Raw genomic sequence first — 20,752 nt, forward strand, 5'->3', positions numbered from 1 at the left:
GGGTGCAGGGCGAGCACAAGGTCGGCCATGCCGCTCGCCGAAGCCCTGCATCCGCCCAGTGGACCGTGTTGCCATCGCCCAGTAACGCCACCGTAATATGAAAAATTCAACATACTCGTGTTCCGGCAACTCCCCGTCGGTTCAGGGCCGCAGGTGTGGCACGCCTGGGTTCGTCGCTCGATCAGCTGCGGCCTTTTTTCCCCTCGCCCCCGCCAGGGCTGAGCGTGCCCGTCCCCGGCTTCCTCTGCTGAGGAGGCCTCTATGCCAACCGAACAGTACCGTCACCGCGCTCTGCCGGTCCTGACGGCGGGCCTGCTGCTGCTCACCGCTTGCGCCAGTGATTCGCCCCGGCCCGCCGTGGGGGGCCTCGCCCCAGAGTCAGGTCCGCATCCCGGCAGCGCCGTATTCTCTGCGCTGAGCATTCCCCAGGGCATCAACCCGCTGCCGCGTCCAGCCGATCTGTTCCTGCCGTCCACCGGCACGGTGCTGACCATGCAGCAAGGGCAGCACGACTTCGGCCTGCCGGGTGGGCGGCGCACCACCGTCTGGGGGTACGGGGTGCCGGGGCAGCCCCCCGGGTATCTGGGTCCCACGGGCGGCAGCCGCGTCGTCCCCGCGCTGGGTCGGCACCCCCCCGGGTATCTGGGTCCCACCCTGCGCGTCACCGGGAACACCCCACGACGATCCTCGTACGCAACAAGCTGCCCACCACTCAACTGCCTTTCCCGCTCGATGTCACCAGCCAGCCGGGGCCGCCGATGGTGGACCCTCTGGGCCACGCGGTTCCGCATCTGCACGGCGGCCACACCGACGCCGAATCGGACGGCCTGCCGGGCCAGAGTTTTCCCAGCGGGACGGAACGGTCCTTCACCTACCGCAATGACCAGCGCGGCGCGACCCTGTGGTACCACGACCACGCGATGGGCCTGACGCGGACCAACGTGTATGCCGGTCTGGCGGGCCTCTACCTGCTGCGCGACCCGTCGGAGGCCGCATGGAACCTGCCCTGGGCCGACGAGTACGACGTGCCGCTGGTGTTGCAGGACAAGGCCTTCGGCAAGGACGGCGGCCTCATCTACCCGGCCCGGTGGGTGCCCGAGTTCTTCGGGGACACGGCGGTGATCAACGGCAAGGCCTTCCCGCAGATGACGGTCGAGCCGCGCCGCTACCGCTTCCGGCTGCTCAACGGCTCCAACGCCCGGTTCTACGACCTGCGGCTTCAGGGCGCTCCCGGTGCCCTCCAGTTCCAGCAGATCGGGTCGGACGGCGGCCTGCTGCCTGCGCCGGTGGCTCTCGACCACCTGCTGCTCGCGCCCGGCGAACGCGCGGACGTGATCGTGGACTTCAGCGGGGCGGCGGGTAAGCTGCTCAGGCTCACCAACGAGGCGGAGACGCCCTACACCGGGCTGGCCGACCGCCGTGGGGGCACGCCCCCGCTGCCCGAGCTGATGCGGGTGCGGGTGGGCCGCCGCGTCTCGCAGCCCGACCGCGTGACCGTGCCGACCCTGGGCCTCGCCCCGGCCCCTGACCTGACGGCCGACCAGGTCCGCGTGACCCGCCACCTCACCCTCAACGAGGACCTCGACCCGGTGACGGGCACTCCCCGCCGCGCCCTGCTGGGCACGCTCGACCTCGGGACCGGGGCCGCCCTGCCCCGCGCCTTCCACGATCCCATCACCGAAACCCCGCGCATCAACGAGGTCGAGGAATGGGTGTTCATCAACAACACGGCCGACGTCCATCCCATCCACCTGCACCAGCTCCAGTTCATGGTCGTGGACCGTGCCCCGGTTGCCTACGTGCCGGGCACCGACGCTCCCGACCGGGGCTACCCTGGGCACCTCGTGATGGAAGACGGCCGCCCTGCTTTCGGCCTCCCCCGGTCCCCCGAGGCCAACGAGCGTGGCTGGAAGGACACCGTGCTCGTCTATCCCGGCGAGATGACGCGCGTTCGCCTGAAATTCGACCTGCCCGGCGACTATGTGTGGCACTGCCACATCCTCGAACACGAGGAAAACGACATGATGCGGCCGCTCCGGGTGCTGAGGGAGGGAGAAGCAGCGCCGAACAGCTCCGGTGGGCAGATGGGCCACTAGGGCCTGGCCTGAGGTGCCCGGCGAGCCGGGGCCGAGGCTGGCCCGGATCGGTCCCCGCCGTCACAATGGCCCCATCCATGTACCTCGTTCAACTGCTGCTCCCCCTGTACGGCAACGACGGCCAGCCCTTCGAAAAGGAACGTTACGCGGCCGTCTCCGGCACCCTCACCGGGCGCTTTGGCGGCCTCACCGCCTACACCCGCGCTCCCGCCGCCGGGCTGTGGCGGGACGGGAGGCAGACGGTGCGCGACGACGTGGTGGTCTACGAGGTGATGGTGCCCGACCTCGACCGGGCGTGGTGGCAGGGCTACCGCGAGGAACTGCGGCGCGACTTTCAGCAGGAGGCGCTGGTGGTGCGGGCGCAGGCGGTGGAGGTGCTGTGACTCAGCCCACCGTCTCCAGCGCCCTCGGATAGCTCCCGATAATCTTCGCGTAGCTCGCCTTCCTCAGCACCCCGGCGAGGGCCTGCGCCACCTGCGGGTCGTGGGCCGAGCCCTCGATGTCCACATAGATCAGGTAGCTCCAGGCGCGGTCCCGGCGCGGCCTCGACTCGATGCGCGAGAGGTTGAGGCCGCGCAACTCGTTCAAGGTCTCGACCAGAAAGCCGGGCGTGTGGCGCACCGCGAAGACGAGGCTGGTCTTGTGCGGCGCGTCGGACGGCTCGGGTTCGTGGCGCGAGAGCAGCAGAAAGCGGGTGAAGTTGAAGGGTTCGTCCTCGATCTCGCGGGCCAGGATGTGCAGGCCGTACAGCTCGGCGGCGCGGGCGGAGGCGATGGCGGCCTCGTCCCTCGCCCCCCGCGCGGCGAGGTCGCGGGCACTTCCGGCGGTGTCGTGTGCGGCGACGGGTTGCCAGCCGCGCTCGCGGATGAGTCCGGTGCACTGGTCGAGCGCGGGCTGCTGCGAGACGACCCGGCGAATGTCCTCCAGGGGTACGCCCGGCAGCGCCATCAGGCAATGGCTGACGCGCACGACGACCTCGCCCGCGACGTGCAGGTCGGTCTCGGCGAGCAGGTCGGTGGTCTGGTGAATCGCCCCCATCAGGCTGTTCTCGACCGGAAGGACGCCGTAGTCGGCCCCGCCGCCCTCCACCGCCGCCGCGACCTCGTGGAAGGTGGGAAAGCCGCGCGTGCCCACACCCATGTGGGGAATCCCGGCGCTCCCCAGCGCGTGCAGGGCGGCGATCTCGCCGTACGCTCCCGGATGGCCCTGAAAGGCCACCACGGGGGAAGGCCCTGTACCCGCCGGAGCTGTTCCTGACCCGTTCATGGAAGGCAGGCTAGCGTGCCCGGCCCGCCCCGGTGGGCCGTTCGGTGGGGCTACACTGCCGGGGTGCTTCCCCTGATGCCTGATCCGGTGCTCGACCTCGACGCCGCCGCCCTGGGCGCCGCCACGCGCCGGGGCGACCTCACCGCGCTGGAGGTGACCCGCACCTACCTCGCCCGGCTGCGGGCGCACAACCCCCGCCTGCGGGCCGTCATCACGGTGAACGAGGCGGCCGAGGCCGAGGCCGCGCACCTCGACGCCCTGCCCCCCGAGCGGCGCGGCCCGCTGCACGGCCTGCCCCTGCTGATCAAGGACAACATCGACGTGGCGGGCCTGCCCACGACCGCCGGAAGCCTGCTGATGACCCGGCACGTGCCCCGACAGGACGCGCCGCTCGTGAGCCGGCTGCGGGCGGCGGGCGCGGTGATTCTGGGCAAGGCCAACCTGACCGAGTGGGCCAACTTCATGACCCTGGGGATGACGAACGGCTACTCCGGGGCGGGCGGTCAGACGGTCAACCCCTGGGGCGAGGGGATCGACACGGGCGGGTCGTCGAGCGGGAGCGGCGTGGCCGTCGCGGCGCGGCTGTGCGTGGCGGCGATCGGCACCGAGACGAGCGGCTCGATTCTCAGCCCGGCCCAGCAGAGCGGCGTGATCGGCCTCAAGCCCACGGTGGGCCTGATTCCGCGCACGGGCGTGGTGCCCATCAGCCACAGCCAGGACACCGCCGGGCCGATCACCCGCTCGGTGCGCGACGCGGCCCTGCTCGCCGGGGTGATGGCCGGTCCCGACGAGGCGGACGAGGCCAGCCGCCGCTTCCCGGTGCCGGGGCTGGCCCTGCCGGAAGGCGCGTTGGCGGGCACCCAGATCGGCGTGATGCGCGAGCCTCCCGGCAGTCCCCTTTCTCCAGCGGAGACGGCCGCCCTCGCCCGCGCCGAGGCCGCCCTCACCGAGGCCGGGGCCAGGCTGCGTGACGTGAGCTTGGAGACCGCCGCCGACCTGAGCGGCTGGCGGCTGGAGGTGCTCGTCTACGAGTTCAAGCATGACCTCAACGCCTACCTCGCCGGGGTGCAGGACGGCCCCCGCAGCCTCGCCGAGGTGATCGCCGGAAACGACGAGGACCCCGAACGCTTTCAGCGCTACGGCCAGACGCTGCTCCATGCCGCCGAGGGCACGCGCGGCGACCTCTCCGAGCGGGCCTACCGGGAGGCGCGGGCGCGCGACCTCGACCTCTCGCGGACGCGGGGCCTCGATCCCCTCTTCGCGGACGGCCTCGACGCGCTGCTGTGGCCGGCACTGCGCGGCTACTCGGTGGCGGCCAAGGCCGGGTATCCCAGCGTGACGGTCCCGACCGGGCTGCACGGGGGTGCTCCGACCGGCGTGCTCCTGACCGGCCCGGCGGCGAGCGATGGGCGCGTGCTGGCGCTGGCCGCCGACCTCAACCTGCGCCTGGGTGGGGTTCAGTTTCCCCCCGACCCTGCCTGACCCTGCAGGGGGGCCGCTTGACCCCCCGCCCCGGCCCGTCCTACCATGCATCCGCTGGAGGGGGCGGTTAGCTCAGTGGTAGAGCTTTCGCTTTACACGCGACGGGTCGGGGGTTCAAATCCCTCACCGCCCACCACGAACAGGACGCATGAAAAGCCCACCCGCCGCGGGTGGGTTTCGTCTTGCCGAGCCTGTTCCTACGCCTCCTCGGGCGAGCGGGGCGCGGTCAGGATCACGTCCCCCGGCGGCACGATGAGCACCCGGTCGAGGCGCGGGCCGTCGAGGTCCACGACCTCCAGGGTCCAGCCGCCCACCTCGGCCCGGGCACCGACCTGTGGGAACTCGCCCAGGGCTTCAAGGACATAGCCCGCGAGCGTGCTGAACTCCTCCGGGCCGTGCCGGGGCAGGGGCACGGTGGCCCGCAGGTCGTGCATGGGCACGCCGCCGTCGACCAAAAAGGAGCCGTCCTCGCGCCGCACGATCATCTCCTCCTCGCCGGGCGCGTCGACCCCCGCCAGCTCGGTGAGCAGGTCGGTGGCGGTCAGCAGCCCGGAAAAGAGGCCGTACTCGTCCACCACCACGGCGAGGCGCTGCAACCCCCCCTCGCTGAGGCGGGACAGGACGTCCTCGGCCCAGGCCGTTTCGGGCACGAACAGCACGGGCTGCATCAGGTCCGTCAGCGTCTCGCCCGTGCGCGACGCCCGCAGCACGTCCACCACCCGCACCTGCCCGATCACCTCGCCCGCGGCGTCGGTGAGGGGGTAGCGGTCGTGCGGCGCCCCGAGGACCTGCTCGACGATCTCGATCAGGGGTGCCTCGGCAGAGAGCAGCACCACGTCGGCGCGGTGGGTCATCAGGTCGCGCACCCGGCGGTCGTTGAAGCGCAGCACGTGGCCGATGCGCTCCGTCTCGCCCGCTTCCAGGCTGCCGCTCTCGGCGGCTTGCCGGGCGAGCGCCTTGACGTCTTCCTCGGTGATCTTTTCCTGCGGTTCGCCGCGCAGCCCCAGCAGCCACAGCAGGCCGCGCGTGGTGCCCTCCAGGACCCACACGGCCGGGCGGGCCACCCGCGAGAGCACCGTGAAAAAGGAGGCCACCCGCACGGCCAGCCCCTCGGGGTCGCGCAGGGCGATGTTCTTGGGGGCAAGTTCCCCCAGCACCAGCGAGAGGAAGGTCACCAGCAGCACGACCGCCGCCGACGCCGCCGTGCCCGCCGCCTCCCCGAAGAGGGGCCGCAGCGTGGGTTCGAGGTAGCGGGTCAAGCTGCCCCCCGCAAACACGGCGCTGATGGTGCCGATCAGGGTGATCCCGATCTGCACGGTCGCCAGAAAGGCGCCGGGCCGCTCGGCGAGCGCCAGTGCCCGCGCCGCGCCCCGGTGCCCGGCGCTCGCCCGCGCCTGAAGCCGCGACTTTCGGGCCGACACCACCCCCAGCTCGGAACCCGAGAACAGACCATTCACGATCAGCAGCAGCAGCAGGATGCCAAATTCCAACCAGGGATTCCCCACAGGGGGCAGTGTACGGGAGTGGAGGTGAACGGCGCGGCGACTTCGCCCCCCGCCCCGGCCCCGATATGCGAGGATGCCCGCCGTGTCTGCCGTGTCCGCCGTCCCCCTGCCCGCCCCGCCCCGCACCCTGGGGGCCGGACTGCTGCTGACGGTTCTCGTCGTGGCCTTCGAGTCGATGGCGGTGGGCACTGTGCTGCCGCGCGTGGCGAGCGAGTTGCAGGGGCTGAGCCTGTACGGCTGGGCGTCGAGCGCTTTCCTGCTCTCCAGCCTGTTCGGGGCCGTGCTGGGCGGCGTATTGAGTGACCGCCGGGGCCTGATGTGGGGGGCCGGGTTCTCGCTCGCGGTGTTCGCGGCGGGGCTGCTGGTGGGCGGCCTGGCTCCGACCATGACGGTGTTCGTCCTGGGACGATTGATTCAGGGGCTGGGCGCCGGGGGGCTGGGGGCGCTGCCCTTCGCGGTCATCACCTCCCGCTACCCGGAAGCGCAGCGGGCCAGGATGCTCGCCGCCGTGTCCTCGGCGTGGCTGCTGCCCGCGCTCGTCGGACCACTGATCGCCAGCCTGATCGCGGACCTGTGGTCGTGGCGCACCGTGTTCTGGGGGCTGGTGCCCGTGCTCGCGCTCGTCGCGCCGCTGTGCCTGTGGCCGCTGCGGGGTCCGGCCCCCCGTGCGGAGGGCCGGGCAGCGCAGGCGGCCCTGCTGTGGCCCGCCCTGGGGCTGGCGGCGTCGGCGGGAGCGCTCGTGGAGGGATTGCGCTCACCGGGATTCCTCGGCGCGGGGCTGGTGGTGCTCGGCGCGGCTGGGGTCGTGTGGACCGCCCGCCGCCTCTTTCCAGCAGGGCTGCTGCGTTTTTCCGGCGGCCTGCCCACCGCACTCGCGGTGCGGGGGCTGGCGGCTTTTGCGCTCTTGGGAGCCAACTCCTTTCTGCCGCTGGCGCTGCACGAGCTGCGCGGCCTCTCGCTGACGGCGGCGGGCTGGGTCCTGAGCCTGGGCGGGGCCACCTGGACGCTGGGGTCCTGGGTGCAGGCGCAGGTCGAGCGGCGTCTGGGCGCCGAGTCCCGGCCCCTGCGGGTGCGGGTGGGCCTGGGGCTGATGGCGACCGGACTGCTCACCAGCGCCCTGGCCGTCCTGGGGGGGCTGCCGCTGTGGACCGTCTACCCGGCGTGGGTGCTGGCCTGCCTCGGCATGGGCGTGGGCTACAACAGCAACAGCCTCTACGCGCTGGCCGCCGCCGACCCCGGCGAGTCGGGGCGGCTTTCCGGGCAGCTCGCCAATATCGAGGTGTTGATGGTGGCCGTCGCTGCCGGGGTGGGTGGGGCCTTGATCGCCCGGCTGCCGCTGGAGCGGGCCTTTACGCTCGCCTTTGGGGTCACGCTGCTGGCGGCGCTCCTGGGGTGGCTGGCGGCGGGGCGGCTGCGGCGGGCTGAGTAGGACCCGGCTTCTTATCTCTACGAATCAGAGCTGCTTGGCGATAACTTCGCAGCAGCTTTAAGCCGCTCGGTAATGTGCGTACCTACGCCAATGAGCATGTTGTGGTGCGTCTCGCAGAGCAGCCACTGAAAATCCTTGGCAACGATGTAATACTCAAAAGCGAAAAGCTCGCGGAGAACCGCTCCAATGGCACCCACCCGGCCTCTGAACAACCAGTAATTCCCCTCCAGTTTCTGACCATCCCAGTCTTCTGCCAGAAGCCACACCTGCTCATCAGGTGGCACCAGTCGAGACAGCCAGTGCCAGCCTCCCGGCTCGTCCAGAGGAAGGGCAAAGTGTTCGCCCTTGAAACCTTCCCAGAGCCACAGGCGTTCCTGGCCCTGTGCACCATACACAGTGAATGTCTCCAAGATGCGGTTGAGGACGGCACGGTACTGGGTTGGCCGCACAGCGACCAAATCCTCTGGCGGCAGATGGAGGGCCTCCATGACTCTGGCAATTTCAGTCCGCATGACTGATACGGTGGCCCCTACCCCTCCCGCGTCGTCACCTCAATCGTCGGGTGGCGCTTCTCGAAACGCACACTCAGGACGCCCGCCGCGAGCTGCGCCTCGCCGGAGCCCGGCACGACGGCTTCCGGAAAGGTCAGGGTGCGGCGGAAGGTTCCGCCGGGGCGCTCGCCGTGCAGCAGCCGGGCGGGGGCCTCGCGGCGGCCCGCGACGGTGACGGCCCCTCCCTCCTCGTGCATTTCCAGGCTCTCCGGGTCCACGCCGGGCACGTCGAGCAGCAGCCGCAGATGGGTGTCCTCGTCCACCCAGTCGGCGGGCGGGGTCCAGGCCCCCAGGGTGCCCAGCGTCTCGACCTCCTCCCGCAGGGTCATGAGCTGTTGCAACCGGGCGAGGACGGGTTCGTTCATGCCTCCCACGGTAGCACCGGGCCGTAAACTCGCGCGTGTGACGTCCGCCCCGTCCCGCCCCGTTCCCATCCTGACCGCCCCCACCGCAGCGGGCAAAAGTGCCCTGGCCCTCGCCCTTGCGGCGACCCGCCCGGTCGAGATCGTGGCGGCCGACGCCTTCACCGTGTACCGGGGGCTGGACATCGGCACCGCCAAGCCGGGCGGGGCAGACCGGGCCGCCGTGCCCCACCACCTTCTCGACATGGTGGGCGTGACGGAGAGCCACGACGTGGCCCGCTACGTGCGGGAGGCGGAGGCGGCCATCGCGGACATCCGGGCGCGGGGCCGGGTGCCTCTGGTCGTGGGCGGCACAGGCTTCTACCTCTCCGCCCTGCTGCGCGGCCTGCCGCTGACCCCGCCCGCCGACCGCGCGGTGCAGGCGGAAGTGGAAGCGGACCTGCGGGAACGTGGCCTGGACGCGCTGCTATCGGAGATCGCCCACGTTAACCCGCAGGAGGCCGAGCGGATGCAGGGCAACCCCCGCCGGGTGGTGCGGGCGCTGGAAGTCTACCGCCGCACCGGGCGCTTTCCAGGCGAGTTCGGGTACAGCTCGCCGCGCTTCGCGTACCAGGTGTTCGCCTTCACCCGGCCCTGGCCGGAGCTGGAAGCCCGCATCGCGGCGCGGGTGGGGGAGATGCTCGCGGGCGGCTGGCCGGGGGAGGCGGCGTGGCTGGCCGCCCAGGTCCCCCCGGATACCGGGCCGCGCCCCACCGTCTGGCAGGCGCTGGGCTACCCGGAAGCGCTCGCGGCCGCACGGGGCGAGTTGACCCCCCAGGAGGCCGCCGCCCGCATCACCCTCGCCACCCGGCGCTATGCCCGGCGCCAGCTCACCTGGATGCGCACCCAGCTCGGCGCGGACGTCGGCGGGCCGGGGGAGACGGCGGCGAGCCTCGCCCGGCACCTGGACGTGGAGGTCCTCTAAAGTCGGCCCCAGCGGGCGCGGCAGCTAGACTGGACGGGTCACTTCTCTCCTCATCCCCTCTGGACCCGCAGGAGGCCTGCCATGAAACCACGCGTTCTGGGAATGATTCTGGCCGGAGGGCAGGGCTCGCGCCTGACGCCCCTGACCCTCAAACGGTCCAAGCCCGCCGTGCCCTTCGGTGGCAAGTACCGCATCATCGACTTCGCGATCAACAACTTCATCAACTCGGGCGTCTTTTCGATCTACGTGCTGACCCAGTACAAGGCGCAGAGCCTGACCGAGCATATCCAGCGCGGCTGGCGCTTCGGCACCTTCCTGCAGGACTACTTCATCACGCTGGTCCCCGCGCAGATGTACCGCTATGAGGAACTCGGCGCGGTGTGGTACCGGGGCACCGCCGACGCCGTGTACCAGAACCTGCACCTCGTGGACAACTTCGAGGCCGACTACGTGGCGATCTTTTCCGGCGACCACATCTACAAGATGAACGTGGAGCACATGCTCCAGTCGCATATCGACGCCCGCGCGGACGTAACAATTGCCGCCTACCCGATGCCGCGCTCGGAAGCGCACCGCTTCGGCGTGATGCATGTGGGCGACCGGGGCCGGGTCACCGAGTTTCTGGAAAAGCCCGCCGACCCGCCCGGCATGCCCGGCGACCCCGACACCACCCTGACCAGCATGGGCAACTACATCTTCTCGCGCCGGGCGCTCGAAGAACTGCTGCACACCTCCATCAGCGGGCAGGAGGACGGCTTCGACTTCGGGCAGGACGTGATTCCACGGGCGCTGGCGGACGGCTACTCCGTGCAGGCCTACGACTTTCACAAGAATCCCATTCCCGGCCAGCAGGGGCCGAACCTCTACTGGCGTGACGTGGGGACGCTGGACGCCTACTTCGACGCCAGCCTCGATCTGGTCAGCGTGAACCCGGAGTTCGACATCTACAACCCGCAGTGGCCGCTGCGCACCAGCAGCGAGTTCTCGCCCCCCGCCAAGTTCGTCCACGAGGCCGAGGGCCGCAAGGGACAGGCCTTCAACTCCAGCCTCGCCGGGGGCGTGATCGTCAGCGGCGGGACCGTGCGCGACTCGATTCTCAGCCGCAATGTGCATATCCACTCGTACTCGCTCGTCGAGAGCTGCGTCCTGTTCGACAACGTGGTCGTGGGGCGCCACTCGCACCTGCGCCGGGTGATCGTGGACAAGGACGTGACCATTCCGCCCGGCACCAAGATCGGCGTGGACCATGAGGAGGACCGGGCACGCGGCTTTACGGTCACCGAGAATGGCGTGGTGGTGGTGCCCAAGAGTTACACCTTCTGAGCGTGTTGCGCGTGACCCTCGAAGCACCTCTCTGCTTCACAGTTTTGCAAGTGCCTTGGGGAGCGGGCCGCGAAGCGGACTGAGGGGTTAAGGAGTTGACCCCCCGCCCTCCGCTATGCTTCCCCCTGATGGAAGTCGGCGCGGAGGTGGGGGGGCGCTACCGCTTGCACGCCCTGCTGGGCGAGGGCGGCAGCGCCCGCGTCTACCGTGCCGAGGACACCCACCTGGGCCGCGAGGTGGCGGTCAAGGTGCTGCACCCCCACCTGCCCGACGGCGACCGCGCCCGCTTTCTGCGGGAAGTGCGCACGCTCGCCCGCCTCTCGCATCCCGGCGTGGTGCCCGTCCTCGACCTGGGGGAGATGCCGGGGGAGGGGGGAGGCCCCGCCCGCGCCTTTTTCACCATGCCGCTGCTGGCCGGGCCGATCACGGCGCTGGGGCCGCTGGAGGACTCGCCCGCGTCGCTGACCCCTTTTCTCACGGCGGCGGGCTTCGCGTCGCGGGCGCTGGGCTTTATCCACGCGCAGGGGATCATCCACCGCGACCTCACGCCGGGCAACGTGCTGCTGGACGAGGCCCGGATGCCCCGGCTGATGGATTTCGGGCTGGTGGCCCTCTCCGAACACAGCCGCCACCTCACCCGCAGCGGGGTCACGCTGGGCACGCCCGCCTACATGGCCCCCGAGCAGGCGCGGGGGTCGGGGGTGGGGCCACGCAGCGACCTCTACGCGCTGGGCGCCGTGCTGTACCGGGTGGCCTGCGGGTCGCCGCCCTTTGTCGGGGACAGCGACCAGAGCGTCCTCTTTCAGCATGTCTACGAGCCGCCGCCCGACCCCCGCGACCTCAATCCCGCCGTGCCCGACGCGGTGGCGCGGGTGCTGCTCGCGCTCCTCGCCAAGAACCCGGAGGAGCGGCCCGAGAGTGGCGAAGCGGCCGCGCACCTGTGGGCGCTCGCCCGGCGCGAGGTCTGGACGGCGCATGCGCGGGGCCAGTACCGGGGTGGGCGCACCCGCACGGGCGAGCACCCCGACGGCCCGGCCCGCGTAGGCAACCTCACCGAAGCCTGGAGCGTTCCCCTCCCCGGCGAGGTGACCTGGCCCGCCGCCGTGGTGGGGGAGGGTGACCTGCTCGCGGTGGGCACGCGGGGCGGGCAGCTCGTGCTGATGCACACTTCCGGGCGGCCCTACGCCACCCACGCCGCCCGCGACGAGGTGACGGCCCCGGCGACCTTCGTGGGCGGCGACATCCTGTACGGCGCCTGGGACGGCACCCTGCGGCGGGTGCGGCTGCGCGGCGGCGAGCAGGTCTGGGAGCATCAGGCCCGCGCCGAGTTCACGGGCGCCCCGACCCTGTGGGGGGGGCGGGTCCTGGCCGCCAGCCGCGATGGGCACCTGCACGCGCTCAACGCCCGCACCGGGGACCTTGCCTGGGCGTACCGGGCGGGGGGGCCGGTCGCCGCCTCGCCGGTGGTGTGGGCGGGCGCCGCGCTGCTGTGCGACGAGAACGGCTGGCTGCATGCCCTGGACGCCCGCACCGGGACCCCGCTGTGGAAGGTCGAGGTCGGCACCGTCCACGCCACCCCCGCCCTGCGCCCCACCGCGCCGGGCCGCGCCACCCTGCTTGTCCCTACCTGGCCCGGCGAGGTCCACGCCCTCTCCCTGCGGGCCGATGGCGGCCGCGCCGTGCTCGACAGCCCCGAGCCGACCCTGTGGACCTACGACCTGGAAGACGAGATCTGGGCCGCTCCCGCGCTGACCGCCGACCTTGCGCTGGTCGCGGGTTGGGGCGGCACTGTGCGGGCGCTGCGCCTTTCAGACGGGGAGGACGTGTGGGCGCATACGCTGGAGGGCCGCGTGACTGCCAGCCCGGTCGTGAGCGCGGGGCTGGTCTTCCTGGCGTCGGAGGGGGGCGAACTCGCCGCGCTGGACATTCAGACCGGGGCTGTGCGCTGGCGCCGCCGCGAGCGCGAGGGGGTGCAGGCGACGCCGCTGGCCGCCGCCGGGACGCTGTACGTCGCCTTCATGAATGGGACGCTGCGGGCCTACCGGGAGGGGGAGGAGGGGGCGTAGTTGCCAACCCCGTCCCCATGACGTTTGCCTGTACCACCCCGGCGTACACTGCCCGCTGGAGGTCGCCCCATGCCCAATATCGGACCCGCTGAACTGCTCGTCATTCTGGTGATCGCCCTGCTGGTCTTCGGGCCGCGCAAGTTGCCCGAGCTGGGCAAGAGCCTCGGCGCCGGCATCCGCGAGTTCCGCCGGGGCACCCAGGGCCTCAAGGAAGAACTGGAAGGCAGCCTGCGCGAGACCTCGCCCGCCGCCCGCCCGGCTCCGGTGCCGCCCGCCCCGGTGCAGACCGTGGTCGCGCAGGCGGTGGTGCCCCCGGCCGAGGCCGCCGCGCCCCGCCCGGCCTCCGAAGTGCTGCCGCCCCGCTCGTAAGGCTGGCCCCACCGGGTCCCCCGCCTCCCCCGCACTTGGGGGAGGGCGACCGGGACTCGGCTGCTAGATTGGCCGCGTGATCCCGTCGAATGTGGCCCCCCGCCGCGTGGCCCTGGTGACCGACAGCACCGCCGACCTGACCCGGGCCGAGTGGGCCGAACTGGGCGTGTCGGTGGTGGCGCTGACGCTGGAGGTGGGAGGGACCCTTTACAGCGACCCCGGCACCGTGCGCCGCCCCGGCCTCCCCGTAATGGACCCGGCGACCCTGGTGCGCCGGATGGAGGAGGGCGCCGCGCCCCGCACCTCCCAGGCAGTCCCGGACGATTTCCGGCGGGCGTATGCGGAGGCGCTGGAGGCCGGGGCCGAGCGGGTGCTGTGTCTCCCGGTCGCCTCGCAGCTCAGCGGCACCTACGCCTCGGCGGTGACGGCGGCGGGGGAGCTCGGGGGGCGGGTGGAGGTCGTGGACACCCGGGCGCTCAGCGTGGGCCTGGGCGCGGCGGTGCGGCAGGCGAGGACGTGGCTGGACGGCGGGATGGAGTCCGGCGAGGTCGCCCGTCGGCTGACCGGACTCGGGGACCGCGTCTTTCTGCGCTTCGTGCCGGGCCGCCTGCGCTGGCTGGTCGCGGGCGGACGGCTCTCGCGGGTGGCGGGGGCGGCGGCGGGACTCCTCAATGTCCACCCGGTCATCCGCGCCGAGGGGGGCAAGGTGGAGGCGGCGGCCCGTATCCGGGGCTTTCACGCGGCGCTGCGGGAATTGGCCCGCTCCTTTCCGGAAGGGCTGGAGGTCACCATGCTGCACGCCGGAAATCCGGAAGGCGCCCGCACTCTGGCCGGGGAACTCGCCCTGCGCAACATTCGGGTGAGGGGAACGCGCGAGGTCACGGCGGTCCTGCTGGTCCACGCCGGGCCGGGCACCGTCGGGCTGGTGGGCCTTCCCCCGCTGGAGTCCGCCTGATGCTCGCCCATGCCCGCAGCGTGGCCCTGATCGGCGTGGACGCCGTGCCCGTCGAGGTCGAGGTGGATGTTTCACCCGGCTTGCCCGCCTTCACCGTGGTCGGCCTTCCCGATCAGGCCGTCAGCGAGGCCCGCGAACGGGTGCGGGCGGCCGTCCGCAACGCCGGGCTGCCCTTTCCCGCCGCCCGCATCACCGTGAACCTCGCCCCCGCCGACCTGCGCAAGGAGGGGCCGCTGTACGACCTCCCCATCGCGCTGGGGCTGCTCGCCGCGCAGGAGTTGCTGCCGCCGCAGGCCCTGCGCGGGCTGGTCTGCGCCGGGGAACTCGCCCTCGACGGGTCGCTGCGGCCCATCGCGGGAGCCGTCAACGTGGCCCTGCTCGCCGCGCAGGAGGGGGTGCCCGCGCTCCTGCCCGGGGCCAACGCCGCCGAGGCCGCCCTGATCGACGGGGTGACGGTCTTTCCGGCGGGGACGTTGCTGGAGGCGGTGCGGCACCTCAGCGGGGAGTGTGCCCTCACGCCCGCCTCGCCCCCGGAGTCGCCCCCCGACGAGGACACGCCCCTCGACCTCGCCGACCTCAAGGGCCAGAGCGGAGCCAAACGGGCGCTGGAGATCGCACTCGCGGGCGGGCACAACCTCCTGATGATCGGCTCGCCCGGCAGCGGCAAGACCATGCTGGCCCGCCGGGCACCGGGACTGCTCCCGCCCCTGACCCGCGCGGAAGCGCTGGAGGTGACGCGCATCCACTCGGCGGCGGGGCTGCTCACCGGACGGGGCGGGCTGGTGGGGCGGCCGCCCTACCGCGCTCCGCACCACACCGTCAGCGACGCCGGGCTGATCGGCGGCGGAAGCGTGCCCCGTCCCGGCGAGGTGTCGCTGGCGCACCGGGGCGTGCTGTTTATGGACGAGTTCCCGGAGTTCTCGCGCAAGGCGCTGGAAACCTTGAGGCAGCCCCTGGAGGACCGGACGGTCTCGATCAGCCGGGCGCGGGCGACCGTGACCTACCCGGCCAATTTCCAGCTTATCGCCGCGATGAACCCCTGCAAGTGCGGTCACTTTGGTGACCCCGAGCGGGCCTGCACCTGCACGCCGACCGAACGTGCCCGCTACGCCGGGAGGCTCAGCGGCCCGCTGCTGGACCGGGTGGACCTCCTGTGCCGTGTCCCCAGGTTGACCGTGGACGAGCTGTCCCGCGCCCCGGAGGGCGAACCCAGCGCCGTGGTGCGCGAGCGGGTGGCCTCGGCGCGTGCCCGGATGCTTGCCCGGCAGGGGGGGCGCAACAGCGACCTTGCCGGGCAGGCCCTGCGGCAGCACGCGCACCTGGCACCTGGACCGGAGGCCTTCGCACGGGCGGCGGCCCGGCAACTGGGTCTGACGGGGCGCGGCTTCGACCGGGTGTTGAAAGTGGCGCGGACGGTGGCCGACCTCGCCGGGCAGGAGCACATCTCGGAAGCCCACCTCGCGGAGGCCGTGACCTACCGCCCCCGCGACCTCGCCTGACCGGCGGACGGGCGCTCAGCTCGTCTCCTCGCCGCTGTCCCGGTTCGTGCGGGCCGTGCCGTCGTCCGCGCCGCCCCCACCCTCCATCAGGTTCCCGGGATTGACGATGGCGGGGCTGGCGCTCTGGTTGCTGTTCACGATGGCAGGCAGAGCGGCCGCGTCGTCGTCGCGGACCATCTCGCCCGGAACGGGGGAGTTGACGACATTGCCGCTCTCCTGTTCGATTTCCTCGACGCTGCGGCCCAGCGGGGCGTCTCCGTACCGGTTGTCGGTCATGGGTCAGTGTGGGCGCAGGAACCGGCCCAGCGGGTGAGCCGGGGGTAGAGGGGCGTTAAATCCTCACCGGCCCGGCTGCCTCCCGCCCGGGAGCCGCTATCCTGCCGGGCAAGGTGAGGACACAGTGATGAGCGAGCGAGTGCAGTCGGCCCTGCGGGGCCTGGGAATCGGCGGAACGCCCCTGGCGACCCTGGAGAAAGAAGACGCCCTGTTCGTGCTGCTGGAAGGTCTGCTGATCTATCAGGACGCGGGCGGCACCCGCCGGGTCACCCTGCGCGACCTCAACCGCATCCACAGCGACGGCGACGGCCTGCTGCGGGTCGAGACGCCCGCCGGGACGGCCCTGACCGCCAGCCTGCTGGGCTTCGACCCGGCCGAGGTTCAGGCCTTTTTTCCCCAGGTTCGCGACGCGACCGCCCGCGCGAAGAACCTTCCGTCGGCGCCCCTGCCCGCAGCGGGCGGGTTCAAGACGTTTGGCACCACGCCTGCCCCGGCCACCGTGCCCTCCTCCCCGGCGCCCAGCCCGGCGCCCGATGACCGCCGCGAGGCCAACCGCCGGGTGACCTCAGTCACCGCCGCGCCTTCCCCGGTCAGTCCGGCGCCGACTGAGGTCAAGCGGGCCGAAACTCCGGTGGTCACGGAGGCCGCAGCGCCTGCTGGTGCGGAGGCGACTCCGGTGGCCCCGCTTCCCGCCAAGCCCACCGCTCCCCTCGCGGCCCTGCCCATGCTGGCCGAGCGGGCGAACGCGGTGCACGCGCTCGTCGGGCGGCTGCGGGTGCTGGCGGTCGTGCTGGGGCTGGCGGCGGTGGGACTCGCCGTGGTGCAGTACCTCGGTGATCAGGCGTTCCAGGGGCTGTGGACCCTGATCGCGGGCGGGGTGGGGAGCGTGGCCCTGTTCATCTTCGCGGACGTGACCCGGCTGATCGTCACGCTGGCCCGCGCGGTCGCGGAACAGTCGCGCACGCCGGACGCCTGAGTCCCGCGCCTCCCCACGCCCGGACCCACTCATGGACCCCGTGACCATCCTGCTGCTGCTGTTCGGGCTGGCGCTGCTGCTGTTCGCCACCGAGTGGCTGCCCGTGGATGTCACGGCCCTGCTGCTGCTGGGCGCCCTGCTCGCGCTGGGCCTGCTCCCCACCCGCGAGGCCTTCGCGGGTTTCGGCAGCGACACGGTGCTCACGCTCTCGGGTCTCTTTATCCTCACGCAGATGCTGCTGCGGGCCGGGGTCATCGAGTGGATCGGCACCGCGCTGGCCCGCCGTGCCCGCAACGCCGCCGGGATGGTGCGCGGCATGCTGGGCACGGTCGCGGGCGTGAGCGCCTTTACCAGCAACACGGCCACCACCGCCGTCTTCCTGCCGCTGGTGACCGGGTTGGCCCGCCGGGCGGGAATCGCTCCCAGCCGGGTGCTGCTGCCGCTGGCCTACGCGAGCATCCTGGGCGGGACGATTACCGTGATCGGCACAAGCACCAACCTCGTCGTGTCGGGGGCGCTGCCGGGAGCGGGGCTGGAGCCGCTGGGCTTTTTCGAGCTGGCCTGGGTCGGGATTCCGGTGGCGGTCGTGGGGCTGCTGTACCTCTTTTTCGTGGCGCCGCGCCTGCTGCCCGAGCGCGAGGCCGAACTCGAAGCCTCGCTGCGGGCCTACCTCGCCGACCTGACGGTCGCTCCCGGCAGTCCGCTGGCGGGGCAAACCCTGCGCGAGTCGGGGCTGGGCCGCGACCACGGCCTGACGGTGGTGGCGGTGCGCCGGGGCGAGCAGACGATCTACGCCCCCGGCCCCGACTTTCAGGTGCAGGAACTGGATACCCTGGCGGTCGAAGGCCCCCCGGAGCGCATCCTGGCGGGCAAAGGCACGCTGGGCGTCTTTTCCAAGAGCGAGCAGAAATTGCAGGTGGAGGGCACGGCCCCGGTGCGGCTGGTGGAGGCGGTGGTGCTGCCCGGCAGCCTCTTGATCGGCCGCACCCTGCGCGAGGCCCGTTTCCGCGAGCGCTACGGCCTGTCGGTGCTGGCGCTGCACCGCCGCGCCCGGACCGTCGAGCGTCTGGGCGGGCTGCGGGTGCAGGTGGGCGACGTGCTGCTGATTCAGGGCACGCCCGACCGGATTGGCGGCCTGGGTGACCACCTCACCGTGCTGGGGGACCTCACCGAGGCCCAGCGGGACCTGCGCCGCGCTCCCCTCGCCCTGGGGCTGTTCGGCGGCGCGGTGGTGCTGGGCGGCCTGGGCGTGCTGCCCCTCAGCGTGGCGGTCGTGATCGCGGTGGCGCTGGCCCTGGCGCTGCGGCTGGTCACCCCGGAAGAGGCGTACCGCTCGGTGGAGTGGCCGGTGATCGTGCTGGTGGCCTGCATGCTGGCTTTCGGGACAGCCTTCGAGGACACCGGAGCCGCGCGGGTCCTGACCGGGGCCATCTCCGGGGTGCTGGAACCGCTGGGGCCTTACGGGCTGCTCGCCGCCCTTTTCGCGGTGACGGTGGCCCTCACCCAGCCCATGAGCAACCAGGCGGCGGCGCTCGTGATGCTGCCCCTCGCCATCGGCACGGCCACGGCGCTGGGGTACGATCCGCGCCCCTTCGTTATCGGCATCACCATCGCCGCCAGCAACTCCTTTATCACGCCGCTGGAGCCGTCCTGCATGCTGGTGTACGGGCCGGGGCGCTACCGTTTCCTCGACTTCGTGCGGGTCGGTTCGGGCCTCACGGTGGTGACCTTCGCGGTGTCGCTGCTGGTGATTCCGCGGGTCTGGCCGTTCTAGGCCAGGGCCGCCCGCCTTTAGAAAATGTTCCCGTGTCGGCGGCCCATTTTGTGGGCAAGGGAGAAGCGCCGGGCGCGGCTGTTATGCTGCCCGCATGAGTTCAGACCGCAGCCACGCCCCGATCACCTGGGTCTTCGCTCTCCTGGCGCTCGGTGCCCTCGTGGGAATCGGCACGGCGGCCGCGCTCCTGGCCCGCAAGGACCGCCCCCTGCCCGACGACCCCGACGCGCCGCTGTTCATCTGAACAGCCTGGAGGTTCCGGCCGACAGGAGACCGCCAGGGCGTAGGTTCCTGGCGGTTCTTGTTGTGGTGGAAGACCGCCTGGGGTTCAGTCTGCCGCCGCCGGAGCCGCGCTGGGTGCAGGTTCCGGGCGGGGGAGCTGCCGGGGCAGCCGTCCCCACAAGAAGAGCAGGCTGAGGCCCCCCAGCGCCGCCAGCGTCAGCAGGCCCACGCGCGGCCCCAGCGGTCCCTCCTTGCCGATCAGGAAGCTGGCAATCAAGGCTCCGGGCGGTCCCATGCCGACCAGGACGAAGGAATACAGGCTCATCACTCGCCCGCGCAGGTGGTCCGGAATGGAGAGCTGCACGGCGCTGTTCGCGCTGACGAGCAGCGAGAGCATCCCGAAGCCGCAGACAGCGAGGACCGGCCCAGCGAGGAGGGGACCCGGCGTGAAGGCCAGTGCCGCCGCGCTCGCCAGCAGAATCATGCCCCCCAGCCGCAGGTTCCGCAGCGGGTTGGGCTTGCTCGCCTGCCACAGCGCCCCCGCCATCGCCCCCAGGCCGAACATCGCCGAGAGGGTGCCGAAGGCCGCCTCCCGCGCCTCGAACACCACCCGCGCGTAATACGGAATGATCACGTTGAAGTTAATGATGGTCAGGCTCATCAGCCCGACGAGCAGCATCACGTTTCTCACGGCCGGGGTGCGCCGTACATAGGCCAGTCCCTCGCGGATGTTCTCGCCCACGCTGCCCTGCGGCACCCCCTCGCGCGGCGGGAAGGGCAGGGTGGCAATCACGAACAGCACCACGAAAAAGGACGACACGTTCAGGTAGAAGGGCAGGGCCAGCCGGGCGATGTTGTCCGGGTCCCCGGCGGCCAGCAGCGAGACGCCCAGCGCCGCGACGATGCCGAACAGGGCCTGCCCCACCGTGCGCGAGACGTTAAAGGACAGGCTGTTGAGCGCGACCGCGTTGGGCACGTCGCCCCGCGGCACGAAGTCCACGACCATGCTCTGGCGGGCGGGCATATCGAAGGCGTTGGCGACGCCTCCCACAAAGGCGATCGCCATCACCAGCGGCAGCGTGACCAGTCCGAGGTGGGTGGTTACCGCCAGGGTCGCCGCCGTGATCAGCAGCGTGATCTGGGTCGCCAGCAACACCCGGCGCCGGGGCACCCGGTCCACCACCGCCCCGGCGAACAGCGAGAGCAGCAGGCTGGGCAGAAACTGCGCGACCGTTACGTACCCCAGCGCCGTGCTGCTGCCCCCCGTCAGCTCCAGCACGAGGTACTGCTGCGCGGTCGCCTGCATCCACGACCCGACCAGCGAGAGCAGTTGCGAGAACCAGTAGCGGCGGTAGTGGGGGTGTCGCAGGGCGCTGAACGTCCGGGCACGCCACCCGGAGAGGCGGGCAAGCATTCGCCCAGCATAGGCTGACTGAACGGAGGGCGTTCCGGTCGGGAAGACGAAGGCTCCAGTTCCTGACGACCACCTGATGAAATGAAGGCTTTGCAAATGTGACTTCCGTCTGGTACAGTGCCCCTGTTTCAGATTTCTTCGGGCGGCTCTCATGTTCGCCCCATCCAGCCCGCACCCTGCTGGCTGCCCCGTCCTGTTGTCCTCCGCGCCCTGTGAGCCTCCC

General features: G+C 71.7%; 19 protein-coding genes and 1 tRNA gene. 14 read left to right on the forward strand and 6 right to left on the reverse strand.

The genetic code is table 11. The annotated features are described in order from the left end of the window. Nucleotides 1-758: 758 nt before the first annotated feature. Nucleotides 759-2,096 (forward strand): multicopper oxidase family protein, encoded by a 1,338-nt coding sequence (locus tag C3K08_RS05120; RefSeq protein WP_104990325.1) that lies wholly within the window; start codon nt 759-761, stop codon nt 2,094-2,096. A gap of 77 nt (nt 2,097-2,173) precedes the next feature. Beyond that, nucleotides 2,174-2,479 carry a hypothetical protein gene (locus tag C3K08_RS05125; RefSeq protein WP_104990326.1) on the forward strand — a complete coding sequence of 102 codons (306 nt, stop codon included), beginning with the start codon at nt 2,174-2,176 and terminating at the stop codon, nt 2,477-2,479. Nucleotide 2,480: 1 nt separating this feature from the next. On the opposite strand, the gene C3K08_RS05130 is transcribed toward C3K08_RS05125, so the two are convergent. Next, complete coding sequence (locus tag C3K08_RS05130; protein WP_104990327.1) at nt 2,481-3,362, reverse strand: prephenate dehydratase; 882 nt, start codon at nt 3,360-3,362, stop codon at nt 2,481-2,483. A gap of 75 nt (nt 3,363-3,437) precedes the next feature. Here C3K08_RS05130 and C3K08_RS05135 point away from each other — a divergent pair, with 75 nt between their 5' ends. Together C3K08_RS05135 and C3K08_RS05140 are read left to right on the forward strand one after the other, a co-directional pair. Continuing rightward, the gene (locus C3K08_RS05135; RefSeq protein WP_104991928.1) at nt 3,438-4,844 is read left to right on the forward strand and encodes an amidase family protein; all 1,407 of its coding nucleotides are present in this window, start codon (nt 3,438-3,440) and stop codon (nt 4,842-4,844) included. A 61-nt stretch (nt 4,845-4,905) separates the two neighbouring features. Then, nucleotides 4,906-4,980, forward strand: a tRNA-Val gene (locus tag C3K08_RS05140). Nucleotides 4,981-5,041: 61 nt separating this feature from the next. Here C3K08_RS05140 and C3K08_RS05145 read toward each other — a convergent pair. After that, nucleotides 5,042-6,349, reverse strand: a complete 1,308-nt coding sequence (locus tag C3K08_RS05145; protein WP_104990328.1) for a hemolysin family protein — start codon at nt 6,347-6,349, stop codon at nt 5,042-5,044. Between the two features lie 73 nt (nt 6,350-6,422). Between C3K08_RS05145 and C3K08_RS05150 the strand changes: the two genes are divergently transcribed. Next, nucleotides 6,423-7,778, forward strand: coding sequence for an MFS transporter (locus C3K08_RS05150; protein ID WP_104990329.1), 1,356 nt, complete (start codon nt 6,423-6,425; stop codon nt 7,776-7,778). 17 nt (nt 7,779-7,795) lie between these two features. On the opposite strand, the gene C3K08_RS05155 is transcribed toward C3K08_RS05150, so the two are convergent. Further along, a complete protein-coding gene (locus C3K08_RS05155) occupies nt 7,796-8,290 on the reverse strand; it encodes a DUF6756 family protein (RefSeq protein ID WP_104990330.1) in 495 nt (164 codons plus the stop codon). Between the two features lie 17 nt (nt 8,291-8,307). Then, nucleotides 8,308-8,694, reverse strand: a complete 387-nt coding sequence (locus C3K08_RS05160; protein WP_104990331.1) for an Hsp20/alpha crystallin family protein — start codon at nt 8,692-8,694, stop codon at nt 8,308-8,310. A 37-nt stretch (nt 8,695-8,731) separates the two neighbouring features. Between C3K08_RS05160 and miaA the strand changes: the two genes are divergently transcribed. The 6 genes from miaA to C3K08_RS05190 all read left to right on the forward strand — a co-directional run bounded on the left by miaA (nt 8,732) and on the right by C3K08_RS05190 (nt 15,867). Continuing rightward, entirely contained in the window at nt 8,732-9,655 is a 924-nt protein-coding gene (gene miaA / locus C3K08_RS05165) for a tRNA (adenosine(37)-N6)-dimethylallyltransferase MiaA (RefSeq protein WP_234009173.1), read from the forward strand. An 81-nt stretch (nt 9,656-9,736) separates the two neighbouring features. Next, nucleotides 9,737-10,978 carry a glucose-1-phosphate adenylyltransferase gene (gene glgC / locus C3K08_RS05170; protein WP_104990333.1) on the forward strand — a complete coding sequence of 414 codons (1,242 nt, stop codon included), beginning with the start codon at nt 9,737-9,739 and terminating at the stop codon, nt 10,976-10,978. Nucleotides 10,979-11,106: 128 nt separating this feature from the next. Continuing rightward, a complete protein-coding gene (locus C3K08_RS05175; RefSeq protein ID WP_104990334.1) occupies nt 11,107-13,044 on the forward strand; it encodes a serine/threonine-protein kinase in 1,938 nt (645 codons plus the stop codon). A gap of 69 nt (nt 13,045-13,113) precedes the next feature. Continuing rightward, complete coding sequence (locus C3K08_RS05180; protein ID WP_104990335.1) at nt 13,114-13,413, forward strand: twin-arginine translocase TatA/TatE family subunit; 300 nt, start codon at nt 13,114-13,116, stop codon at nt 13,411-13,413. A 76-nt stretch (nt 13,414-13,489) separates the two neighbouring features. Then, complete coding sequence (locus C3K08_RS05185; protein WP_234009174.1) at nt 13,490-14,368, forward strand: DegV family protein; 879 nt, start codon at nt 13,490-13,492, stop codon at nt 14,366-14,368. Then, a complete protein-coding gene (locus C3K08_RS05190) occupies nt 14,368-15,867 on the forward strand; it encodes a YifB family Mg chelatase-like AAA ATPase (protein ID WP_104990336.1) in 1,500 nt (499 codons plus the stop codon). The genes C3K08_RS05185 and C3K08_RS05190 overlap by 1 nt, the downstream gene beginning before the upstream one ends. A 15-nt stretch (nt 15,868-15,882) precedes the next feature. On the opposite strand, the gene C3K08_RS05195 is transcribed toward C3K08_RS05190, so the two are convergent. Next, on the reverse strand, nt 15,883-16,143 hold the full coding sequence (locus C3K08_RS05195; RefSeq protein WP_104990337.1) for a hypothetical protein: 261 nt from the start codon (nt 16,141-16,143) through the stop codon (nt 15,883-15,885). 127 nt (nt 16,144-16,270) lie between these two features. Between C3K08_RS05195 and C3K08_RS05200 the strand changes: the two genes are divergently transcribed. The 3 genes from C3K08_RS05200 to C3K08_RS18250 all read left to right on the forward strand — a co-directional run bounded on the left by C3K08_RS05200 (nt 16,271) and on the right by C3K08_RS18250 (nt 19,137). After that, entirely contained in the window at nt 16,271-17,119 is an 849-nt protein-coding gene (locus C3K08_RS05200) for a hypothetical protein (protein ID WP_104990338.1), read from the forward strand. Nucleotides 17,120-17,150: 31 nt separating this feature from the next. Next, entirely contained in the window at nt 17,151-18,893 is a 1,743-nt protein-coding gene (locus tag C3K08_RS05205; protein WP_104990339.1) for an SLC13 family permease, read from the forward strand. 94 nt (nt 18,894-18,987) lie between these two features. Further along, entirely contained in the window at nt 18,988-19,137 is a 150-nt protein-coding gene (locus C3K08_RS18250) for a hypothetical protein (RefSeq protein WP_199776999.1), read from the forward strand. An 84-nt stretch (nt 19,138-19,221) separates the two neighbouring features. Here C3K08_RS18250 and C3K08_RS05210 read toward each other — a convergent pair whose 3' ends face one another. Further along, nucleotides 19,222-20,529 carry an MFS transporter gene (locus C3K08_RS05210; RefSeq protein WP_104990340.1) on the reverse strand — a complete coding sequence of 436 codons (1,308 nt, stop codon included), beginning with the start codon at nt 20,527-20,529 and terminating at the stop codon, nt 19,222-19,224. Nucleotides 20,530-20,752 lie beyond the last annotated feature (223 nt).

The sequence above is a fragment of the Deinococcus sp. NW-56 genome, from assembly GCF_002953415.1.
In the GTDB taxonomy this organism is placed as follows: domain Bacteria; phylum Deinococcota; class Deinococci; order Deinococcales; family Deinococcaceae; genus Deinococcus.